We start from the raw sequence: 18,764 nt of genomic DNA, 5'->3' as shown, positions 1-18,764 counted from the left end.
GGTTGTTGTTCGTCAGGCGCCGCGCGCGGGCTCGATGCCGCGCGCGGCATGCAGCCCGTCAGTCGCACTCGCGCGCCATCGGGCTGCCGTGCGCGGCGTCGGCGTGGACGTGCGATTCAACGGGGGCGGCCGCCGGCACACCGTTGAGCAGCGCGTTGAGCAGCACCGACACGAGGCACGCGAGCACGACGCCGCTGTGCAGGAACGGCTGCGTCCAGTCGGGCATGTGCGCGAACACCTTCGGCGCCATCACCGGAATCAGCGCGGTTGCGATCGTGAAGCCGACGATCAGCACGTTGTAGCGGTTGCCTTCGAAGTCGACTTTCGCGAGCGTCTGCACGCCGGCGGCGACCACCACGCCGAACATCGCGATACCGGCACCGCCGAGCGCGGCCGACGGCGTCGACGCGACGATCGCGCCGATCTTCGGCACCAGCGCGACGACGCACATCAGCACGCCGCTGACCGCGACGATCCAGCGGCTGCGCACGCCGGTCAGGATCACGAGCCCGACGTTCTCCATGAACGCGATGAACGGGAACGCCGCGAACGTGCCGGCGATCGCGCTCGCGACGCCGTTCGCCCGCAGCCCGCGCACCACGTCCTCCTCGCTCACCTGCTTCTCGACGATGTCGCCGATCGCGACGAACAGGCCCATCGACTCGACCATCTGCACGATCATCACGACGACCATCGTCAGCACCGGCACGATCGCGAACACCGGTGTGCCGAAGTGGAACGGGTAGGGCACGGTGAACCACGGCGCGGCGGCGACGTTCGTGAAGTTGCCCATCCCGAGCGCGATCGCGAGCAGGCTGCCCGCGACGAGCCCGATCAGCACCGACAGGTTGCGCAGGAACGCGTTCGCGAAGCGGTTGACCGCGAGGATCACGACCGCGACGACGAGCGCGACCGCGAGAAACGACAGCTCGCCGAACTGCAGCTTCGCCGCGTCGCCGCCGCCGGCCCACTGGTACGCGACCGGAAACAGCTGCAGCCCGATCACGGTGACGATGCAGCCGGTCACGACCGGCGGGAACAGGCGGCGCAACCGGCCGACCAGCGGCGCGGCGAAGGTCGTGATGATGCCCGCGCCGATCACCGCGCCGCACACGCCGGCGAATCCCACGCCCGGCGTCAGGCCGATCGCGATCACGGGGCCGACGCTGCTGAACGCGACGCCCTGCAGGATCGGCAGGCGCACGCCGAGTTTCCAGACGCCGACCGTCTGCAGGATCGTCGAGATGCCGGAACAGAACAGCGCGGTGCTGATCAGCACGGTCGTGTCGGCGGGCGACATCTTCAACGCCGATGCGACGATCAGCGGCACCGCGATCGCGCCGATATAGGCGACGAGCATGTGTTGCAGGCCGAGCGTCAGCATCTGGCGGCGCGGCAGGACCCGATCGACGGGATGTGAAGCAGCGTTCATGGGCGAGTCTCCTGAGGTTCGTTTGCGGGCGGGCGCGCGATGCGCCCGCCTGGCGTGCCCGTCAGGCCGCGACCGCCGCGGCGAGACAGGCATGGAAGCGGTCGGTCAGCGCGGCGCGATCGAGATCGCGGCCGATGAAAACGATGCGTGACGAGCGCGGCTCGCACCCCCACGCCTGCGCGGCGCGCAGTTCGATCACGCCGTGCACGCCCTGCAGCACGTAGCGCTGCGCGCGGCCCTGCACGGCGAGGATGCCCTTCATCCGGAACAGGTTCGCGGTATCGGCGCGGCGCAGCTCGCCGAGCCACGCCTCGAGCGCGTCGAGATCGACGTCCGCCTCCACTTCGATGCCGACCGACGACACGCTCGCGTCGTGTTCGTGATGATCGTGATCGTCGTCGTGTGCGCGGGCTTCGTGCGCGTGGTCGTCGTGCTCATGCTTGTGCTCGTGCTCGTGCTCGTGCTCATGCTCGTGCGCGTGTTCGTCCGCATGCGGCGCATCGGCCTGCAGCCCGTCGCTCTCGACGAGGATCTGCGCGAATTCGTTCGCGCCGATGCCGAGGATGCGATCGAGATCGACCTGCGCGTAGCTCGACGTGACGATCTCCGCCGTCGTGTTCAGCGCGCGCAGCCGCGCGGTCAGCGCATCGACGTCCGGTGCGTCGACGAGGTCGACCTTGTTGATCACGATGCGGTCCGCGCAGACGATCTGGTCGACCGCCTGGTTGTCGCGGCCGTCGAGCACCAGATCGTCGAGGTGCGCGCGGATATGCTTCGCGTCGACCATCGTGACGACCGCGTCGAGCGCGACCTCCTTCGCGATCGGATCGTCGAGGAAGAAGGTCTGCGCGACCGGATACGGATCGGCGAGGCCGCTCGTCTCGACGATGATGTGATCGAGCCGGTCGGGGCGCGCGACGAGCATCCGCACGATCCGCACGAGGTCCTCGCGCACCGCGCCGACGCAGCACACGCAGCCGTTGGTCATCTCGTAGATTTCCTCGGTCGATTCGAGCACGAGGCCGCCGTCGATGCCGATCTCGCCGAACTCGTTCTCGATCACCGCGATCTTGCGGCCGTGCTTTTCGCGCAGGATGTAGTTCAGCAGCGTGGTCTTGCCCGCGCCGAGAAAGCCCGTGAGCACGGTGACCGGAATCTTCTCGACGTCGCTGTGGGTGGTGTGGATGTGGGTCATGATGCATCTCCGTTGAGTCGGTTGGGCTGCGGGTTCGGCTGTGATGCGTTTTCTTTCCAGCGATGGACGGTGCGGGAATCGAGGTCGAACAGGTCGAGCACGCGGCCGAGCGTGTGGTCGATCATCTGGTCGAGCGAAGCGGGGCGCGCGTAGAACGCCGGCACCGGCGGCGCGACGATCGCGCCCATCTCCGTGACGGTGGCCATGTTGCGCAGGTGCGTGAACGTGTACGGCGTCTCGCGTGCGAGCAGCACGAGCCGGCGGCGCTCCTTCAGCACGACGTCGGCCGCGCGCGAGATCAGGCCGGAGGAAAGACCGCTCGCGATCTCGGCGAGCGTCTTCATCGAGCACGGCGCGACGATCATCCCGAGCGTGCGGAACGACCCGCTCGAGATCGGCGCCGCGATGTCGTCGCTGCGGTACAGCACGCTCGCGAGCGCGGTGATGTCGGACAGCCGGAAGTCGGTCTCGTGCGCCATCGTCAGCGCGGCGGCGCGCGACACGACGACGTGCGTCTCGATGTCGAGGTCGCGCAGCAGCGCGAGCAGCCGCATCCCGTACACGAAGCCGGATGCGCCGCTGATGCCGACCACGAGCCGCCGCGCGCTCATCGCGACGCTCCGCCGAGTTGCGCGATCACGTGTGCGGCACGCTGCATCGCGGCGTCGCCGACGCGTGCGCGCACGCCGTCGAAGCGCGAGCCGCGCGTCGCGTCGATCCCCATCCGCGACGTCGTGCCGTCGGCCGACGACGACGGATCGAGCGGGCTGCCGGGCAGGCCGTCGACGACGAACAGGTCGCGGTGCGGCTGGAAGTGCGTCGCGATGGCCCACAGCACCTGCGCGTCGTCGGTGATGTCGACGTCGCTGTCGACCGCGACGACGTTCTTCAGGTACGGGTCCCAGCCGAGCAGCGCGAGCATGATCTGGCGCGCCTCGCCGTCGCGCGACTGCTTCAGCGCGACGTAGCAGTGAAAGTGCGTGCCGGAATTCGGATAGTGGATCGCGGTGACGGCCGGAAAGCGCGCCTTCAGCTTCTCGCTCATCTCGGCTTCGCGCGGCAGTCGCGCGAGCGTCAGGTGTTCCGCGTACGGGCCGCCGACCACGTCGATGAGCCACGCATCCTTGCGCCTCATCATCGCGTCGATGCGCAGCACGTTGTTGGTCGAGCGGTCCGACGAGTAGCCGGTGAATTCGCCGAACGGGCCTTCTTCCGCATGCGCGTCGGGATCGATCGTGCCTTCGAGCACGAACTCGGCGGCGGCCGGCACGCCGATGCCGTGGCGCGGCGTGCGCACGAGCTGCAGCGGCGCGCCGAACAGCCCGCCGGCAATCGCACGCTCATCCGCGCCGAACGGCACGCGCGCGGCGGCCGCGAGCATGAACAGCGGATGCGCGCCGATCACCATCGCCACCTTGAGCGTGTCGCCGCGCGCCTTCGCGGTCTGCAGCATCCGCCACAGATGGCCGCGCGAATGCAGGCTCGTCGCCAGCGCGTTGCGCGCATGCGGCATCGAGCGGTGGTAGCTGAGGTTCGCGACGCCCGTCACCGGATCTTCGGCGACGATCACCGCGTTGGTCACGTAGGGCCCGCGATCGGTTTCGAAGTGGCGGATCATCGGCAACTGCGCGAGATCGACCGCGTCGCCTTCGGTCACCTGATCGAGCACGGGGCCGTGCGGCACGACGACCGGCGCGACGGGCGCGTTCGCACGCTGCTGCCACGCGTCGAACAGGCCGTTCGCATCGACGCCGAACAGCCGGCCGATGCGCGTGCGGGACGCAAATACGTTGGTGACGAGCGGTGTCGACAGACCGTCGATGCGCTCGCAGACGAGCATCTCGTGCCGCCCGCGCGCGGCGAGCGACGCGACGACGGCCGTGACTTCCTGGTCGGCGGACAGCGGCTGCGCGAGCGTCAGCACGTCGTCCGGAAAGCGTTCGCGATAGGCGTTCGCGAAGTGATGAAAATCCTGCTGCTCGGCGAAAAAGCTGGACGCCATGATGCACTCCGTCGGATGCGGAAGGGGAAAGGCCGGATCGCACGCGTGTTCGATGCGGCACGCGATCCGGCTGCCGGCGCGTTACAGGTAGGTCGACGTGAGGCGCCTCTGCGCTTCGTCGAGATCCTTCGGCGGCCTGGTCGGCTCGATGCCGACGAGGCGGGCGATGTTGTTGCCCATGTAGTCCTCGAGGCCGTCCTCGTCGAGATCCATCCCTTGCGGCGCGGGCCCGCACAGCATTTCCAGCTCGCGCAGCCACATGCCGGGTTCGTTCGGCGGCGAATCGGTGCCGAACACGATCTTGTTGCGCGGCAGCTCGCGGGCGAACTCGACGATCCGCGACTGGTAGCACCAGCCCGATTCGCAGTACACGTTCGGCGTATCCATCGCCATCCAGAACGCTTCGAACGAGTAGTTGCCACCCGTCTGGATCCCGAAGTGACCGATGATGAAGTTCACCATCGGAAACTCGCGGATGATCGGATAGAACTGCGTCGGGATCGTGTACGGGCCGTCACCGGTGTGGATCAGCACGACGATGTTGTACTTCGCGCAGACCTTCATCGCGGGGCGCAGCCAGTCGAGCGCGCGATCGGGCCGGTAGCCGTGCATGTTCGCGTGCAGCTTCACCATCTTGAAGCCGTACTCCCTGATGTGGAATTCGAGCTCCGCCGCGCCGTTCTCCGGGCCCCAGCGCGGGTTGTACGTGAAGTTGCCGATGAAGCGGTCGGGGTATTTCTGCGTGAGTTCGGCGATATACGCCATGTAGTCGCGAATGCCTTCACGGCCGCGGCGGTTGCCGTCGCGATAGCCGGTGTTGCCCGGCGGCGGCTGGATGAAGCCCATGTCGATGCGGCGCGGCTTGCCGTTGATGATGTACGGGCCGTCCATCATCTTCAGCAGGCGTTCGCCGGTGAACGGTTCGCCGGTGTGGCGCCAGGCCTCGTCGACGAGGTTGGTCGGGTGCAGGTGCGTATCGATGATCATGCAATGCTCCGGAATCGGGAGAGAGGGGCGCGGGCGTCAGGCGGCGAGCAGGGCTTTCGCTTCGTCGACGGTGCGCGGCGCGGGCGTCGGTTCGAGGCCGATCATTCGCGCGGTGTTGTTGCCGAGGTAATCCTCGAGCGTGTCCTCGTCGAGATTCATCCCTTGCGGCGGATCGAAGCACAGCACCTCGAGCAGCCGCAGCCACATGCCCGGTTCGTTCGGCGGCGTGTCGGAGCCGAACAGGATCTTGTGCTTCGGCAGCACCTTCGCGAATTCGACGATCCGCGACTGCAGGCACCAGCCCGATTCGCAATACACGTTCGGCAGGTCCATCGCGAGCTGGAACGGCTCGAAGCAGTAGACGCCGCCCGTCTGCACCCCGAAGTGCGCCATGATGAAATTGACCGTCGGGAATTCCTTGATCATCGGCACCCACTCGGTCGGGATGCTGTACGGGCCGTCGCCGGTGTGCAGCTTCACGAGCACGCCGAGTTCCGCGCATTTCTTCAGCGCGGGGCGCAGCCAGTCGAGTGCGCGGTCGGGCCGGTACGCATGCATGTTGGCCTGGAACTGCACCATCTTGAAGCCGAGCTTGCGCACGTAGTGATCGATCGCGTTCACGCCGTTCTCCACCCCGCAGCGCGGGTTGTAGACGAAGCAGCCGATGAAGCGGTCGGGGTGCTTGCGCACCATCTCGACCGTGTACGCCATGTACGCGTCGATCGATTCGGTGCCCGACTTCTCGCCGTCGGTATACGTATAGATGGTGTTGCCTTGCGGCGGCTGGATGAACGCCTTGTCGACGCGGCGCGGCTTGCCGTTGATGAGGAACGGGCCGTTCATCGTCTCGATCAGGCGCTCGCCGGTGAACGGCGGGCCGTCGTGACGCCATGCGAGGTCGACGAGATTCGTCGGGTAACAGCTGGTGTCGATGATCATCTACTCGATCTCCTTGAGAGGAACCGGAAAGGCCGGTTGCCGTATCGCGGGCAGGCACGTCGATGAAGCGACCTGTCGGTCGGATTCATGCGGCCCTTTGCAAGGCGCATTATTTTTTTGCGCCTTCCCCTCGCCGGCATCGAGTGACACACTGCGACGTGCACTGCTGCTTGAGACCGAGTGTCACCAGCCGAATGTGCTCTGTACAATATTTTTTACTGACGCTCTTGATACGTTTGCGATATGGACATGCGTGTGTTGCGTTACTTCGCGGTGCTGGCCGACGAACTGCATTTCGGGCGCGCGGCCGCGCGGCTCCATATCTCGCAGCCGCCATTGAGCCAGCAGATCCGGCTGCTCGAGGAGCAGCTCGGCACTGCGCTGTTCGTACGCTCGCAGCATCGCGTCGAATTGACCGAGGCAGGGAAAACACTGAAGGAGCAGGTGCCGCTGATCGTCGCGCAGTTCGATCGCGCGATCGATCTCACGCGTTGCGCGGGGCGCGGCGAAGTGGGGCGGCTCGCGGTCGGCATCATCAGCTCGGCGATGGTCGTGCCGATTCCGCGTGCGTTGCGCGTGTTCGCCGAACGCCATCCGCACGTGCACTGGTCGCTGCACGAGATGACGCCGGCCGCGCAGATCGATGCGCTGAAGGAGAAGCGGCTCGACGTGTGCTTCTTCCGGCTGTTCCAGGACGATCCGGCGATCCGCAGCGAGATCGTGGTGCGCGAAACGGCCGTGGCCGTGCTGCCGTCAGGCCATCCGCTCGCGTCGCGCGACGCGATCGCGCTCGGCGAGCTGGCCGGCGAGCAGTTCGTGTCATTCGGCTTGCGGCATTCGCAACTGGCGCGCTTCCTGCAGCAGAGCTGTGTCGATGCGCGCTTCACGCCGCGGATCGCGCACGAGGTCGTCGAGGTGCACACGCTGCTGTCGCTGGTGCGTGAAGGGCTGGGCGTCGCGCTGCTGCCCGCGTCGTCGCGGCAGATCTCGACGGGCGGCGTCGCGTTCGTGCCGCTGCTGCCGCCGGCGCTCGAGGTGTCGCTGCAGGCGCGCTACCGCGCGGACGATACGTCCGCGGTGCTCGGCGCGTTCCTCGACACCGTGCGCGAGGTCGCGGCGGAGTTCAGCGCGTAGCGGCGCGCATCAACATGCGAGCGACTGCGCGACCAGCGTACCGATCGCGTCGACCAGCGGCTTGACGCGCGCATGGCGCTCGCGCGGCCAGATCGCGTGCAGGTTGTAGTGCGTCGGAATCGCGATCGTGCAGAGTTCGACGAGCCGTCCGTCGCGGCGCGCATCCGCGGCGAGCAGCCCGCGCACCAGCCCGGCGCCGAGCCCGGACGCGAGCGTTGCGACGAGCCCCGCCGCGTTGTCGAACACGGCGATCGTGTCCGGTTCGACGGGTTCGAGGCCCGCCGCTTCGAGCCACGGAATCCACGACCGCTTCGTATAGCCGAGCAGCGGCAGCTCCAACACCTGTTCGGGCGTGAGCGGCGCGGTCAGCCCGTAACGTTCGAGCAGCGCCGGCGCGGCCATCGCGGTCAGCCGGTCGGGGCAGACCAGCGCGCTGTCCACGCCTTCCCATTCGCCGTAGCCATAGCGCAGCGCGACATCGACGTGGTCGAATGCATCGCGATCATGGCGCGGCGCTGACAGCACCGTCAGCGTCGTGCCGTCGAGCGTGCGCATCAATGCCGGCAGCCGCGCGGGCAGCCAGCCCTGCATCAGTTCCGGATCGACGTCGAGCCGGAGTGACGGCCCGGTCGTGCGCCCCTTCACCGACGACAGTGCGCGATCGATCTGCTCGAGCCCGTCCGACAACTGGTTCGCGAACAGCGTGCCGGCATCGGTCAGCATCACGCGGCCGCCGGCGCGGGCGAACAGCGGCTGGCCGATGAATTCCTCGAGCGAGCGAATCTGCTGGCTGATCGCGCTGTGCGTGAGCGCCAGCTGGCGTGCCGCGCTGGAAAAGCTGCCGACCCGCGCAGCGTGCAGAAACGCCTGCATCGACTGGATCGAAGGGTATCGCTTGAGCATCTGTTAGTCCGACTGACAGGGATTCGACGAAATGATCGCTGGCGCACCCGCGCATCGCGTTTCGATAATGCTCCGGAACCGCGCGATGGGCGCGGGCCGACCCAGGAATGCGAATCAGGAGACCGCGCATGATCGACATCGTCGTGAACGATACACGCCATTCGCTCGAGAATGTACCGGGGGATATGCCGTTGCTGTGGGTGCTGCGCGACCGGCTCAAGCTCACCGGCACGAAGTTCGGCTGCGGCAAGGGCCTGTGCGGCGCGTGCACCGTGCATCTCGACGGGCAGGCCGTGCGCGCGTGCCTGATTCCGGCCGTCGCCGCGCACGGGCGGCACGTGACGACGATCGAGGGGTTGTCGCCGGACGGGCGGCATCCGCTGCAACTCGCGTGGGTCGCCGAGGACGTGCCGCAATGCGGCTATTGCCAGCCGGGGCAACTGATGCAGGCGGCCGCGCTGCTGAAGGGCGGGCAGCCGGTGGACGACGACGCGATCGTGCAGGCGATGTCGGGCAATATCTGCCGCTGCGGCACGTATGCACGCATTCACCGCGCGATCAAGCGTGCGGCGTCCGGCGATCCGTCGCTGAAGGCCGCGGCCGAACCCGCGAAGGAGGCGTGACATGCGCGACGATCACGCACCGGATGCACCGCATGGCGATGGCACGCCGCGCCGGCGTTTTCTCAAGCAGGGTTCGGCGCTGCTGGCCGCAGGCATCGCGATCGGCTTCCGGATGCCCGACGCGGCGGCCGCCGGCAAGCACGCGAGCGGCGATCCGCATCCGGCCGCCGGCGAATTCGAACCGAACGCGTGGGTGCGCGTACTGCCCGACGACACGATCAAGCTCGTCGTGCACAAGCACGATTCGGGCACCGGCACGCGCACCGCGCTCGCGGCGGTGGTGGCCGAGGAGCTCGACGTCGATCTGTTCCGGGTCGACGTGATCACGCCGGAAGATCCGTTCTTCGCCGACTACCTTCATCCGCTGTGGAAAGTGTTCTCGACCGGCGGCAGCACGAGTGTCGCGATGGAGTACGACCGGCTGCGTCGAGCGGGCGCGACCGCGCGTGCGATGCTCGTCGAAGCGGCGGCGCATCAATGGGGCGTGCCCGCTTCTGCGTGTACGACGGCAGACGGCGCCGTGCTGCATGCGTCGAGCGGCCGCCGGGCGACGTACGGCGCGCTCGCGCAGGCGGCCTCGCCGTTGCCGGCGCCGAAGCAGGTCGCGCTGAAAGATCCCGCGCAGTTCCGCTACATCGGCAAGCTGCGCAAGAAGCGCGGCGCCGCGCAGAAGGCCGACGGCTCGTTTCCGTACAGCATCGACGTGTCGCTGCCGGGGATGCTGGTCGCGGTCGTCACGCGTGCGCCGGTGATCGACGGCCGCGTGCGCAGCGTCGATGCGAAGGCGGCGCTCGCGATTCCCGGCGTGCGCGACGTGCTGCAGATTCCGCCGCGCCCCGACGTGCTCGGCGGCAACCAGGCCGGCGTCGCGGTGCTCGCGGACGACTACTGGTCCGCGCATCAAGGGCAGGCCGCGCTGACGATCGAATGGGAGGACAGCCTGTTCGAAACCTTCGACAGCAGCACGCTCGCCGCGCGCCAGGCCGCGTGGCTCGACGATCCGGCCGCGCGCGTCGTGCCGACGATCGCCGACGGCGATCCGGCGAAGGCCCATGCGGCCGGCGCGCGCACGATCGAGGCGTCGTATGCGATGCCGCACAAGGCCGCGAATCCGCTGGAGCCGATCAACCTCACGGTGTGGGCACGCAACGGCGGCATCGAGTACTGGGGCGGGCTGCAGGTGCCGTCGACCGCGATGGAAGCGGCGGAGGTGATCGGCGGCATTCCTTCGCATCGGGTGACGCTGCACGAGCTGGTGTCGGGCGGCAGCTTCGGCGCGCGCGAATCGAAGTACTGGCTGTTCGAGGCGACGTGGCTCGCGATAAAGACCGGCAAGCCCGTGAAGCTGATGAACAGCCGCGAGGACGAGATGCGCGCGCTGTTCTATCACGCGGCAAGCTACCACCGTGCGCGCGCGGTGCTCGATGCGCAGGGCAATCTCGCGTCGCTGTGGCTGCGCGCCGTGATGCCCGCCTCGCCGCAGCAGTGGGAGCCCGGCTACCTCGAGCGCGCCGACCGGATGGATTTCAGCACGACCGAGGCCATCACGAAATGGGAGTTCGCGTATGCGGCGCCGCATCGCGACATCGGCTGGATCCGGATGGAGACGGGCGTGCCGACCGGCTGGTTCCGCGCGGTGAGCTACATCCCGAACGTGTTCGCGGTCGAATCGGTGATGGACGAGGCCGCGCACGCGGCGAAGCGCGACCCGGTCGAGTTCCGGCTCGCGCACATGCGCGACCGGCCGCGCCATGCGGCCGTGCTGCGTGAAGCGGCGCAACGAGCGGGGTGGGGCCAGCCGCTGCCGGACGGTGTCGCACTCGGCATCGCGACGAACCAGGCGTACGACAGCTATGTCGCGGTGGTCGCGCGGGTCGTGCGCAAGGACGGCGCGGTGCGCGTGGAGAAGCTGACGTGCGTTGCCGATTGCGGGATCGCGGTGTCGCCGGCCGGCGTCGACGAGCAACTGTACGGCGGCCTGATGTGGGGGCTCGGCCACGCGACGTCCGATCGCATCGACTTCCGGCACGGCCGCGTGCAGCAGTCGAACTTCGATACGTATCGCGTGATGCGGATGAGCGACATGCCCGATACCGACATTCACATCGTGCAGGGCGATCCGGCGAAGCCGGGCGGTGTCGGTGAGCTGTCGAGCCCGGCGGTGACGCCGGCGATTGCGAACGCGGTATTCCGGCTGACGGGGAAGCGGTTGCGGGAGACGCCTTTCGATTTGTCGGCGGTGGCGTAGCGTGACCGAACGTATGAAGTTTGACTCGCATCGGCCGCTATTCCGCTGATCAATGCGTCGACGTCGCAGCCGGGTCGACATCGGCGCATGCGTTCGCCCGCATCGTCGCGCGCAAGCGCCGATTCCGCACAAGTTCTCGCGCTGCTCGCGGGTGTTTCCCACTGGTTGGTGATGCGAATTTTTACCTAAGATGAAGCCATCATGCGCGTAATTCGGTGCCTGCACGTGCATGGAGGGAGGCGGGAGGCAGCGCCGGAGCGACGCCAGCGGATGTTGCCATCATGGATGCGAAAGTGTGCGCGTCGGCTGCCAGTCTCGCGACTGCAGCGACGCCAGCGGACGCGGCGGCAATCGCCGCGCGAACGGTGCCCGGCTGCCCGGGTCGAACCGCTCCGCTGCGCCAGGCGCTGGTCGCAATCGTTTGCGTTCTGGGGGCTGCACAGGCCGTGCTTGCCGGGGCTTCCGCCGAGGCGCTCGATACCGCCGACACGGTGCGCATCGTTGCGCCCGCAAGCCCCGCGGATCCCGCCGGTCCGGGCGGGGCGACATCCGACACGGCCGTGCGTCAGGTCGTGCTGGGCATCATCAGTTTCACCCGTTGGCCGACGACACCCGTGCGCCTGCATCTGTGCGTCACGGGCCGGACCGACTATGCGCGCGGCCTGACCGATACGCTGCAGGCCGGCTCGACGCTGCTCGACGTGCAGCGTGTGCGCTTCGACGATCCCGCGCTCGGCATCGCCTGCGACATCGTCTATCTCGGCAACCTGGGCGCAGAGGAGCGCGCGCGCGTGGGGGCGGCGGTGGCCGGCCATCCGGTGCTGACAATTTCGGAACACGATCCATCCTGCACCGCGGGCGGCATGTTCTGTCTCAACGTCGATGGCGAGCGCGTGTCGTTCGACATCAATCTCGACGCGGTCGCACGCAGTGGCGTGCGCGTGCATCCGAACGTGCTCAATCTTGCGCGACGGCCGGGGGCACCATGACACGGCGCGCCCCTCCGGTCCCCCTGTCGCGCGTGCCGCGCCCGACGCTGCAAAGCGTGCTGCGTCGCGCGCACCTGCGCCTCGCATTCGTCGCCGTCACGATGGCCGCCGTGTCGTTGATCGTGGTGGCCGTGATTGCATTGCGTGCGTATGCCGGCAACAACCTGAACCTGCTGGCCCGCTCGCTCGGGTATACGGTGGAGGCCGCGCTCGTGTTCGGCGACCGCGTCGCGGCGGCCGAGGCGATCGGGCTGATCGCCGGCGATGAGGATGTCGCGCAGGTCGTGGTCACGGATAGCCGGGGCCAGCCGTTCGCGACGTGGCAGTTGCCTGCCGGCAGCGGGATCGCGCGGCTCGAGCGCGTCGTCGCCGACCTCGCGTTGCCGGGGCCCGTGACCGCGCCGGTGGTGCACGACGGCATCGTCGTCGGCCACGTCGTCGTGCGCGGCCGTGGGCATCAGTTCTTCGGATTCCTGCTTGGCGGCGTGGGCGGCATTCTCGGTTGCCTGGCCGTCAGCGTGATCGGTGCGTATATCAGCTCGCAGCGCCTGCTGCGCAGCATCGTTTCGCCGTTGCGCGCGCTGGCGGGCGTCGCCCACGCGGTGCGGCGCGAACGTGCGTTCGCGCAGCGCGTCGAGCCCGCATCGATTGCCGAACTCAACCAGCTCGGCGACGACTTCAATGCATTGCTCGACGAATTCGAAGAGTGGCAGAACACGCTGCGCGACGAGAACGCGTCGCTCGAACACAAGGCGACGCACGATGCGCTCACGGGGCTGCCCAACCGCGTGCAGTTCGAGTCGCGTCTCGCACTCGCCCTCGGCGAAGCCGGGGTGACGGGGCAGCGGGTCGCGATCCTGTATCTCGATTGCGACCGCTTCAAGGAAATCAACGACTGCCTCGGCCACGACGCCGGCGACGCGGTGCTGATCGGCATCGCGTCACGGCTGCGCACGCAGGTGCGCGAGACCGACCTGGTCGCGCGCCTGGGCGGAGACGAATTCGCGGTCATGCTGCCGGCCGTGCGCGACGCGGGTAGCGTATGTCGTATTGCTGACGAGATCTTGTCCGGTATGGCGCCGTCGATCGAGCTGTCCGACGGCCGCGTGGTGGCCACCATGATGAGTGCCGGCGTTGCGCTGTATCCCGATCACGCGTCGGACGCGAGCGGCTTGCTGCGGGCGGCGGATGCCGCGATGTACCGCGCCAAGCGCGCCCGGCCAGGCTCGTGGCAACTGGCCGAAGGGGTCGCGGGGGCGGCTTGAGGTCCATCGTTTCACGCTGCGGGCGAGGCCGCGGCAGTGGGTTGGAAGAGCGCTCGCGATGCGCGTGCAATCGAAGGGGTCAATGATGAACAACACGTTTCCGGTGGGCATTGGGCGCATGTGCGTCGGCAGCGCGCTGCTTTTGTGCATGCTGCTGGGAGGCTGCAAGACGCCGCCGCTTCATCGTGGATTGACGCAGACGCAGGTCACCGCGCTCAAGTCGGCCGGTTTCCAGGAAACCCAGCAGGGTTTCGAGTTCGGCTCGACCGGGCCGATCCTGTTCGATTTCGATCGCTACAACCTCAAGCCCGATGTGCGGCGGATCGTCGAACGGATCGGTCGCACGCTCCACTCGGCGGGGATCAACGGGGTACGGGTTTATGGATATTCGGACCAGGAAGGCGTGGACAAGTATGACGTCGAATTGTCCAGGCGGCGGGCGGAGGTCGTCGCCCTTGAACTGGTCGACGTGGGGCTCGATGCGAAGCGCATCGCGGTCGTCGGGAAAGGGAAGAGCGATCCGGTCGGGGACAACAAGACGCCGGGAGGCAGGGCGCAGAACCGGCGGGCGGCGATCGTGGTGTCGCCGCGGTGAGCCGATGAGGCGGCGCGTGGCGTGTCGGTATGCCGTGCCGACGCGCACGGCATACCGCCCGTTGTAACGGTTTGCCATCATTGGCCCGAACATGTCCGAGCGGTCGTGTGCAGGCGACGAGCCTTGATGTTCGCGGAATACAGAACGCTCATCGACCGAATTCGTCGTCGCCAACGGGTGGCCGCTCGATTCATTGGAAATCAAAAGCCGGATTGCCCGAATAAGATCGTGCCGCTTTCATGAACGCTGCATCGCCGGACGCGCATGCAGCGACGGACGGAACGAGCATGGCCATCGAACCCAAGGATCTGCTGCCGCACTTCGAACGCGAGATGACGCTGCTGCGCCGGTCGGTGCAGGTGTTTGCTCAACGTTTTCCGAAGATAGCCGCTCGGCTGGCGATCACCGGCGAGCATTCGGGCGATCCGCACGTCGAACGCCTGTTGCAGTCGTTCGCGTTGATGGCGGCGTGTCACGACATGCGTCTCGAAGATGACGTGCCTGCGTTTACGCACGGCTTTCTCGACACGCTGCACGGCGCTTTCCTGCGCCCGTTTCCATCGTGCGCCATTGCGCAATTTCATGGCGACCGCAGCAGCGAACTCACTGCGCCACGCGTCGTGCCGCGCGGCGATCGGCTGATCGCGCCCGTCGGCAAGGAAGTATTCCGCGTCGCGGACGACATCGCGATCGTGCCGCTGACGGTGTCGTCGGTGCGTTACACGACATCGTCGATCGCGCCGCGCGACGTCGCGTTGCCGCCTGAAACGACCGGTCTGCTGACCTTCACGTTCGAGCTGACTACGCCGAAGGCGACGTTCGCCATCGTGCCGGACACCGTGCGCCTGCACTTCACCGGTGCGCGAGAAATCGTCGCGGCGCTCACCGATGCCGTGTTGCTCATTGCCGGCCGAAGCTTCGCCGAAGCAGGCGATTCAACGCGCTGGAAGCGCCTGCCGGACGCGGCATTCACGGCCGTCGGCTTCGAGCCCGCCGATGCGCTGCTCGACGTGCAGCCGGACGACGCGCTCTGGCCGTTCCACTTGCTGATGGCGTATTGCGCGGTGCCGGAGCGCTTCGACTTTGTCGACCTGGACATGCGGGCGATCAAGCGAATCGCCGGTGGCAGCCATCGCGTCGCGCTCCACCTCGCGATCGCGGGCGTGCATCCCGATTCGCACCGCGCACAGCGCCTGGCTGCCGCCACGGCCGGCCACGTCCGGTTGTTTTGCACGCCGGTCGTCAACCTGTTTCCCGACGACGCGCAGCCGATCGAGACGCGTGCCGGTTGCGCCCATTACGCGGTGACGGCGCTCGCGCAGGCGGGCGCGCCGCGCACGGCGATCTGGTCGATCGATACCGTGCGTCAAGTTTCCGACTCGGGCACGTCGACGCTTGCGCCGTTCCGGTCGCTGCGGCATGGCACGGACAGGCGTGCCGGGTTGTTCTGGACGATGTTGCGCGACGAGGCAAGGCGGGCACCGAGGGAGCCTGTCGATCCCCGGACCAAGAAGACGGAGGTGGCCCCGCCGCCGGCTCCGGCCGACGTTGCGGGGTCGCTCCGCGGTGTCGAACTGGAACTGCTCGACCAGGATGGGCGCCCCGCCGATCCCGGCCATCGCAAGCTGGAGATCCGGCTGTCGTGTACGCAGGGCGACCTGTCCGGGATGCAGGAGCGCGAACTGGCATTGCCCGCGGGCGATCCGGCAGGCACGGTCATGCTGCTGAACCGGCCGACGTCGAGCCGGCCGCCCGCTTTCCGCTACGGGGAGTTGTGGGACCTGCTGTCGCTCCTCGTGCCGCAGGCGATCCGGCTGGACAAGGGCGGCCTGACCCAGCTCAGGCGGCTGTGTGGACGCTGGGCGGAAGACGCCGTCGACACCGGCCGGCGCTTCGATGCGCTCGTGTCGTTGTCGACCGCGCGCGTGCGGTGCTGGCTGCCCGGCAAGCCGGCGTCGGCTTTCGTGCACGGGCTGGAAGTGCGGCTGGTCGTGGACGAGCAGCGTTTCGCCGCGTTCAGCCTGAGCGGCTTCGCGCAGGTGATGGACCGCTTTTTCGCGCCCTACGTGCCGGTCACCAGTTTCGTGCAGGTCGTGCTGTTTTCGGCCGCTACCGGCGCGCCGCTTCGGCGCGGCGCCCCGCGTCCGGGCACCCAGCCGCTGGTCTAGTTTTTCGATTTTCAGGGCCCGAACGAAAACGTTTGCGGGTATCTTTCAAGCGTTCGGGTTTTACCCTACATTATCGGGGCTGCGGGCCGGCGAGTCGGCTCATGGAACCTGAGATCACACGCAAGGAACAAGAATGAGTTTCGCTCCGAACGGGGGTATTCCCAGTGGATTGGGCGGTGGTGCGCTCGGCTCGTTGAGCGCGCTCGGGGGGCTCGCCGGCCCTGTGGCGTCGAGCGTGGCCGGCAGCGTCGGGCCGCTCGCCGGCCTGGCCGGGCACGTCGACACCGTCCAGCGCGCGATGCAACTCGCGCAGACCGGCTTCTCGCTGATGGACAAGACGCCCGGCGCGATCGCCGAAGCGATCAACAGCGCCGCCAACCCCGCGCGCCTGACCCAGCTCAATCGTTACGTCACGCTCGATACACCACTCGGCCCGGATGTGCTGCTGGTCAGCGCGGCCGTCGTCGACGAGCACGTGAACCGGTTGCCGGAGATCCACCTCGACCTGCTGTCGCATCGCCACGACCTGCGCCCCGAGGACCTGATCGGCCAGCAGGTCAAGATCCGCTTCGACCAGCAGGCGCGCCTGTCGACGCTCGAACGCGTCGTTGCATCGGGCGCCGCCGACAACGACCGTTACTTCGACGGCTACGTCGCGTCGTTCGACCGGGCCGGCAACCCCGGGAACGTCACGCAATACCACCTGACGGCTGTGCCGTGGTTCTGGTTCCTGACGCGCTCGACCGACTGCCGGATCTTCCAGAACAAGACCGCGCAGGACATCCTCACCGAGATCTTCCAGGAACACGGTTTCTCCGATTTCGTGTTCGACATCCGGACGAACCAGAAGCCGCTCGAGTACGTCGTGATGTACCAGGAGAGCTACTACAACTTCTGCGCGCGGCTGATGGAGCAGGAGGGGCTCGTGTGGACGCACCGCTACGAGAAGGACAAGCATTTTCTCGTGATCGGCGACACGAACCTGCTGTTCCGCCCGATCGACGGGCTCGCCTCCGTGCCGTTCGCCGCGACCGAGGCCAGCGAGGACAGCGGCATCGACCAGTTGCATGAAGGCCGGCGCTTCGGCGTCGGCAAGGTCACGTTCCGCGACTTCAATCACCAGAATCCGTCGTCGCCGCTGATGCTGGTGGAGGCCGGGCCGCAAAACCTCAAGCACGCGCGGCTCGATGCGACCGAGCGCTTCGAGCACCAGTCGCTGTACGACCACGGCGACGACGGCCACCGCTATGCGCGTTTCGCGATGGAGGCCGAGGAGGCGCAAGCCCATCGCTATACCGGCGGCGGCTACGCGTGGCGCATGACGACGGCCGGCGCCGTGACTGTCGCGAATCACCCCGTCCTCGAGAACAACCAGGATTACGTGATCCTGCACGTGCGTCACGAGGCCGTGAACGACTATACGCAGCACAGCGCGAAGCTGCCGTACCGCAACAGCTTCTCGCTGCTGCCGAAGAAGATCCCGTACCGTGCGCCGCGCGCGACGCCGAAGCCGGTGATTCACGGCACGCAGTCGGCGATCGTCGTCGGTCCGAAGGGCGAGGAAATCTATACGAACGGCAGCGCGGTGAAGGTGCATTTCCCGTGGGACCGGCGCGGCAAGAAGGACGGCTCCGATTCGATGTGGGTGCGCGTGTCGCAACCGTGGGCGGGCGACGGCTGGGGCGCGGCCGCGATTCCGCGGATCAAGCAGGAAGTGCTGGTGGCGTTCAACCAGGGCGATCCGGATAACCCGGTGATCGTCGGCCGCGTGTTCAACGGCGAGCAGGGCAACCCGTATCACGGCGCGGCCGGCCAGACGATGGGGATCAAGAGCCAGACGCACAAGGGGCAGGGGTCGAACGAAATCCGCATGACCGACACGAACGGCATGCAGGAATTCTTCATGCACGCGCAGAAGGACATGAACACCGTCGTCGAGAACAACGAGACGCACAAGGTGCTGGGGCCGATGCGTACCGTGCTGGTGGCAACGGGGAGCGAAGAGAAGCAGATCCCGCAGGGCAACCTGACCGAGACGATCGCCGAGAAGCGCGGCACGACCGCGACCACCGTCGAGGTCACGACGCCGGCCAAGGATGGCGGCGGCGGTACGCAGGTCTACATGGCCGAGCGCGGCATCCTGCTGAAGGTGAAGGACAGCTCCATCTCGCTCGCGCCGGAAGGCATCCGCCTCGAGCACAAGGGCTCCGTGATCCTGATGACCGACGACGGCGTGATGGTCAACGGCAAGCGCATCGACCTCAACAAGTAACTCGAACGAAAC

At 67.5% G+C, this 18,764-nt stretch carries 15 protein-coding genes; 8 read left to right on the top strand and 7 right to left on the bottom strand.

Annotated elements, in window-relative coordinates:
• Positions 1–58: 58 nt before the first annotated feature.
• The 6 genes from QZM35_RS16740 to QZM35_RS16715 form a co-directional block, all read right to left on the bottom strand.
• The gene (locus tag QZM35_RS16740; protein WP_089426885.1) at positions 59–1,432 is read right to left on the bottom strand and encodes a nucleobase:cation symporter-2 family protein; all 1,374 of its coding nucleotides are present in this window, start codon (positions 1,430–1,432) and stop codon (positions 59–61) included.
• A gap of 61 nt (positions 1,433–1,493) precedes the next feature.
• Positions 1,494–2,627, bottom strand: coding sequence for a GTP-binding protein (locus QZM35_RS16735; RefSeq protein WP_089426886.1), 1,134 nt, complete (start codon positions 2,625–2,627; stop codon positions 1,494–1,496).
• Positions 2,624–3,238: a UbiX family flavin prenyltransferase gene (locus tag QZM35_RS16730; protein ID WP_301776408.1), complete on the bottom strand. Its 615-nt coding sequence runs from the start codon at positions 3,236–3,238 to the stop codon at positions 2,624–2,626. The genes QZM35_RS16735 and QZM35_RS16730 overlap by 4 nt, the downstream gene beginning before the upstream one ends.
• Positions 3,235–4,629, bottom strand: coding sequence for a UbiD family decarboxylase (locus tag QZM35_RS16725; RefSeq protein ID WP_301776407.1), 1,395 nt, complete (start codon positions 4,627–4,629; stop codon positions 3,235–3,237). Before QZM35_RS16725 ends, QZM35_RS16730 begins: the two co-directional genes overlap by 4 nt.
• A gap of 81 nt (positions 4,630–4,710) precedes the next feature.
• Positions 4,711–5,616, bottom strand: a complete 906-nt coding sequence (locus QZM35_RS16720; RefSeq protein WP_301776406.1) for an amidohydrolase family protein — start codon at positions 5,614–5,616, stop codon at positions 4,711–4,713.
• 36 nt (positions 5,617–5,652) lie between these two features.
• Complete coding sequence (locus QZM35_RS16715; protein WP_011354246.1) at positions 5,653–6,555, bottom strand: amidohydrolase family protein; 903 nt, start codon at positions 6,553–6,555, stop codon at positions 5,653–5,655.
• Between the two features lie 243 nt (positions 6,556–6,798).
• Between QZM35_RS16715 and QZM35_RS16710 the strand changes: the two genes are divergently transcribed.
• Positions 6,799–7,689: a LysR substrate-binding domain-containing protein gene (locus tag QZM35_RS16710; protein WP_089426890.1), complete on the top strand. Its 891-nt coding sequence runs from the start codon at positions 6,799–6,801 to the stop codon at positions 7,687–7,689.
• Positions 7,690–7,698: 9 nt separating this feature from the next.
• Here the strand turns inward: QZM35_RS16710 and QZM35_RS16705 are convergent, their stop codons facing one another.
• Positions 7,699–8,592, bottom strand: coding sequence for a LysR substrate-binding domain-containing protein (locus tag QZM35_RS16705; protein WP_089433095.1), 894 nt, complete (start codon positions 8,590–8,592; stop codon positions 7,699–7,701).
• Between the two features lie 128 nt (positions 8,593–8,720).
• Here QZM35_RS16705 and QZM35_RS16700 point away from each other — a divergent pair, with 128 nt between their 5' ends.
• The 7 genes from QZM35_RS16700 to QZM35_RS16670 all read left to right on the top strand — a co-directional run bounded on the left by QZM35_RS16700 (position 8,721) and on the right by QZM35_RS16670 (position 18,752).
• On the top strand, positions 8,721–9,215 hold the full coding sequence (locus tag QZM35_RS16700) for a (2Fe-2S)-binding protein (RefSeq protein ID WP_089426892.1): 495 nt from the start codon (positions 8,721–8,723) through the stop codon (positions 9,213–9,215).
• A 1-nt stretch (position 9,216) separates the two neighbouring features.
• Positions 9,217–11,463 (top strand): molybdopterin cofactor-binding domain-containing protein, encoded by a 2,247-nt coding sequence (locus tag QZM35_RS16695; protein ID WP_301776405.1) that lies wholly within the window; start codon positions 9,217–9,219, stop codon positions 11,461–11,463.
• A 281-nt stretch (positions 11,464–11,744) separates the two neighbouring features.
• Positions 11,745–12,452 carry a YfiR family protein gene (locus QZM35_RS16690; RefSeq protein ID WP_301776621.1) on the top strand — a complete coding sequence of 236 codons (708 nt, stop codon included), beginning with the start codon at positions 11,745–11,747 and terminating at the stop codon, positions 12,450–12,452.
• Positions 12,449–13,717: a diguanylate cyclase gene (locus QZM35_RS16685; protein ID WP_174973722.1), complete on the top strand. Its 1,269-nt coding sequence runs from the start codon at positions 12,449–12,451 to the stop codon at positions 13,715–13,717. The genes QZM35_RS16690 and QZM35_RS16685 overlap by 4 nt, the downstream gene beginning before the upstream one ends.
• 85 nt (positions 13,718–13,802) lie before the next feature.
• Positions 13,803–14,312, top strand: coding sequence for an OmpA family protein (locus QZM35_RS16680; protein WP_089429045.1), 510 nt, complete (start codon positions 13,803–13,805; stop codon positions 14,310–14,312).
• A 287-nt stretch (positions 14,313–14,599) separates the two neighbouring features.
• Positions 14,600–16,480, top strand: a complete 1,881-nt coding sequence (gene tssF / locus QZM35_RS16675; RefSeq protein ID WP_301776404.1) for a type VI secretion system baseplate subunit TssF — start codon at positions 14,600–14,602, stop codon at positions 16,478–16,480.
• A 133-nt stretch (positions 16,481–16,613) separates the two neighbouring features.
• Positions 16,614–18,752, top strand: coding sequence for a type VI secretion system Vgr family protein (locus QZM35_RS16670; RefSeq protein ID WP_301776403.1), 2,139 nt, complete (start codon positions 16,614–16,616; stop codon positions 18,750–18,752).
• Positions 18,753–18,764: the final 12 nt, after the last annotated feature.

It is taken from the genome of Burkholderia sp. AU45274 (genome assembly GCF_030482505.1).
In the GTDB taxonomy this organism is placed as follows: Bacteria; Pseudomonadota; Gammaproteobacteria; order Burkholderiales; family Burkholderiaceae; genus Burkholderia.
This window is presented reverse-complemented; position numbering and strand designations above follow the sequence as displayed.

What these genes read in the sequence shown, in the direction of transcription:
- QZM35_RS16740 (WP_089426885.1), bottom strand. Translation starts at nt 1,432, where the DNA reads ATGAACGCTGCTTCACATCCCGTCGATCGGGTCCTGCCGCGCCGCCAG.
- QZM35_RS16735 (WP_089426886.1), bottom strand. Translation starts at nt 2,627, where the DNA reads ATGACCCACATCCACACCACCCACAGCGACGTCGAGAAGATTCCGGTC.
- QZM35_RS16730 (WP_301776408.1), bottom strand. Translation starts at nt 3,238, where the DNA reads ATGAGCGCGCGGCGGCTCGTGGTCGGCATCAGCGGCGCATCCGGCTTC.
- QZM35_RS16725 (WP_301776407.1), bottom strand. Translation starts at nt 4,629, where the DNA reads ATGGCGTCCAGCTTTTTCGCCGAGCAGCAGGATTTTCATCACTTCGCG.
- QZM35_RS16720 (WP_301776406.1), bottom strand. Translation starts at nt 5,616, where the DNA reads ATGATCATCGATACGCACCTGCACCCGACCAACCTCGTCGACGAGGCC.
- QZM35_RS16715 (WP_011354246.1), bottom strand. Translation starts at nt 6,555, where the DNA reads ATGATCATCGACACCAGCTGTTACCCGACGAATCTCGTCGACCTCGCA.
- QZM35_RS16710 (WP_089426890.1), top strand. Translation starts at nt 6,799, where the DNA reads ATGGACATGCGTGTGTTGCGTTACTTCGCGGTGCTGGCCGACGAACTG.
- QZM35_RS16705 (WP_089433095.1), bottom strand. Translation starts at nt 8,592, where the DNA reads ATGCTCAAGCGATACCCTTCGATCCAGTCGATGCAGGCGTTTCTGCAC.
- QZM35_RS16700 (WP_089426892.1), top strand. Translation starts at nt 8,721, where the DNA reads ATGATCGACATCGTCGTGAACGATACACGCCATTCGCTCGAGAATGTA.
- QZM35_RS16695 (WP_301776405.1), top strand. Translation starts at nt 9,217, where the DNA reads ATGCGCGACGATCACGCACCGGATGCACCGCATGGCGATGGCACGCCG.
- QZM35_RS16690 (WP_301776621.1), top strand. Translation starts at nt 11,745, where the DNA reads ATGGATGCGAAAGTGTGCGCGTCGGCTGCCAGTCTCGCGACTGCAGCG.
- QZM35_RS16685 (WP_174973722.1), top strand. Translation starts at nt 12,449, where the DNA reads ATGACACGGCGCGCCCCTCCGGTCCCCCTGTCGCGCGTGCCGCGCCCG.
- QZM35_RS16680 (WP_089429045.1), top strand. Translation starts at nt 13,803, where the DNA reads ATGAACAACACGTTTCCGGTGGGCATTGGGCGCATGTGCGTCGGCAGC.
- tssF (WP_301776404.1), top strand. Translation starts at nt 14,600, where the DNA reads ATGGCCATCGAACCCAAGGATCTGCTGCCGCACTTCGAACGCGAGATG.
- QZM35_RS16670 (WP_301776403.1), top strand. Translation starts at nt 16,614, where the DNA reads ATGAGTTTCGCTCCGAACGGGGGTATTCCCAGTGGATTGGGCGGTGGT.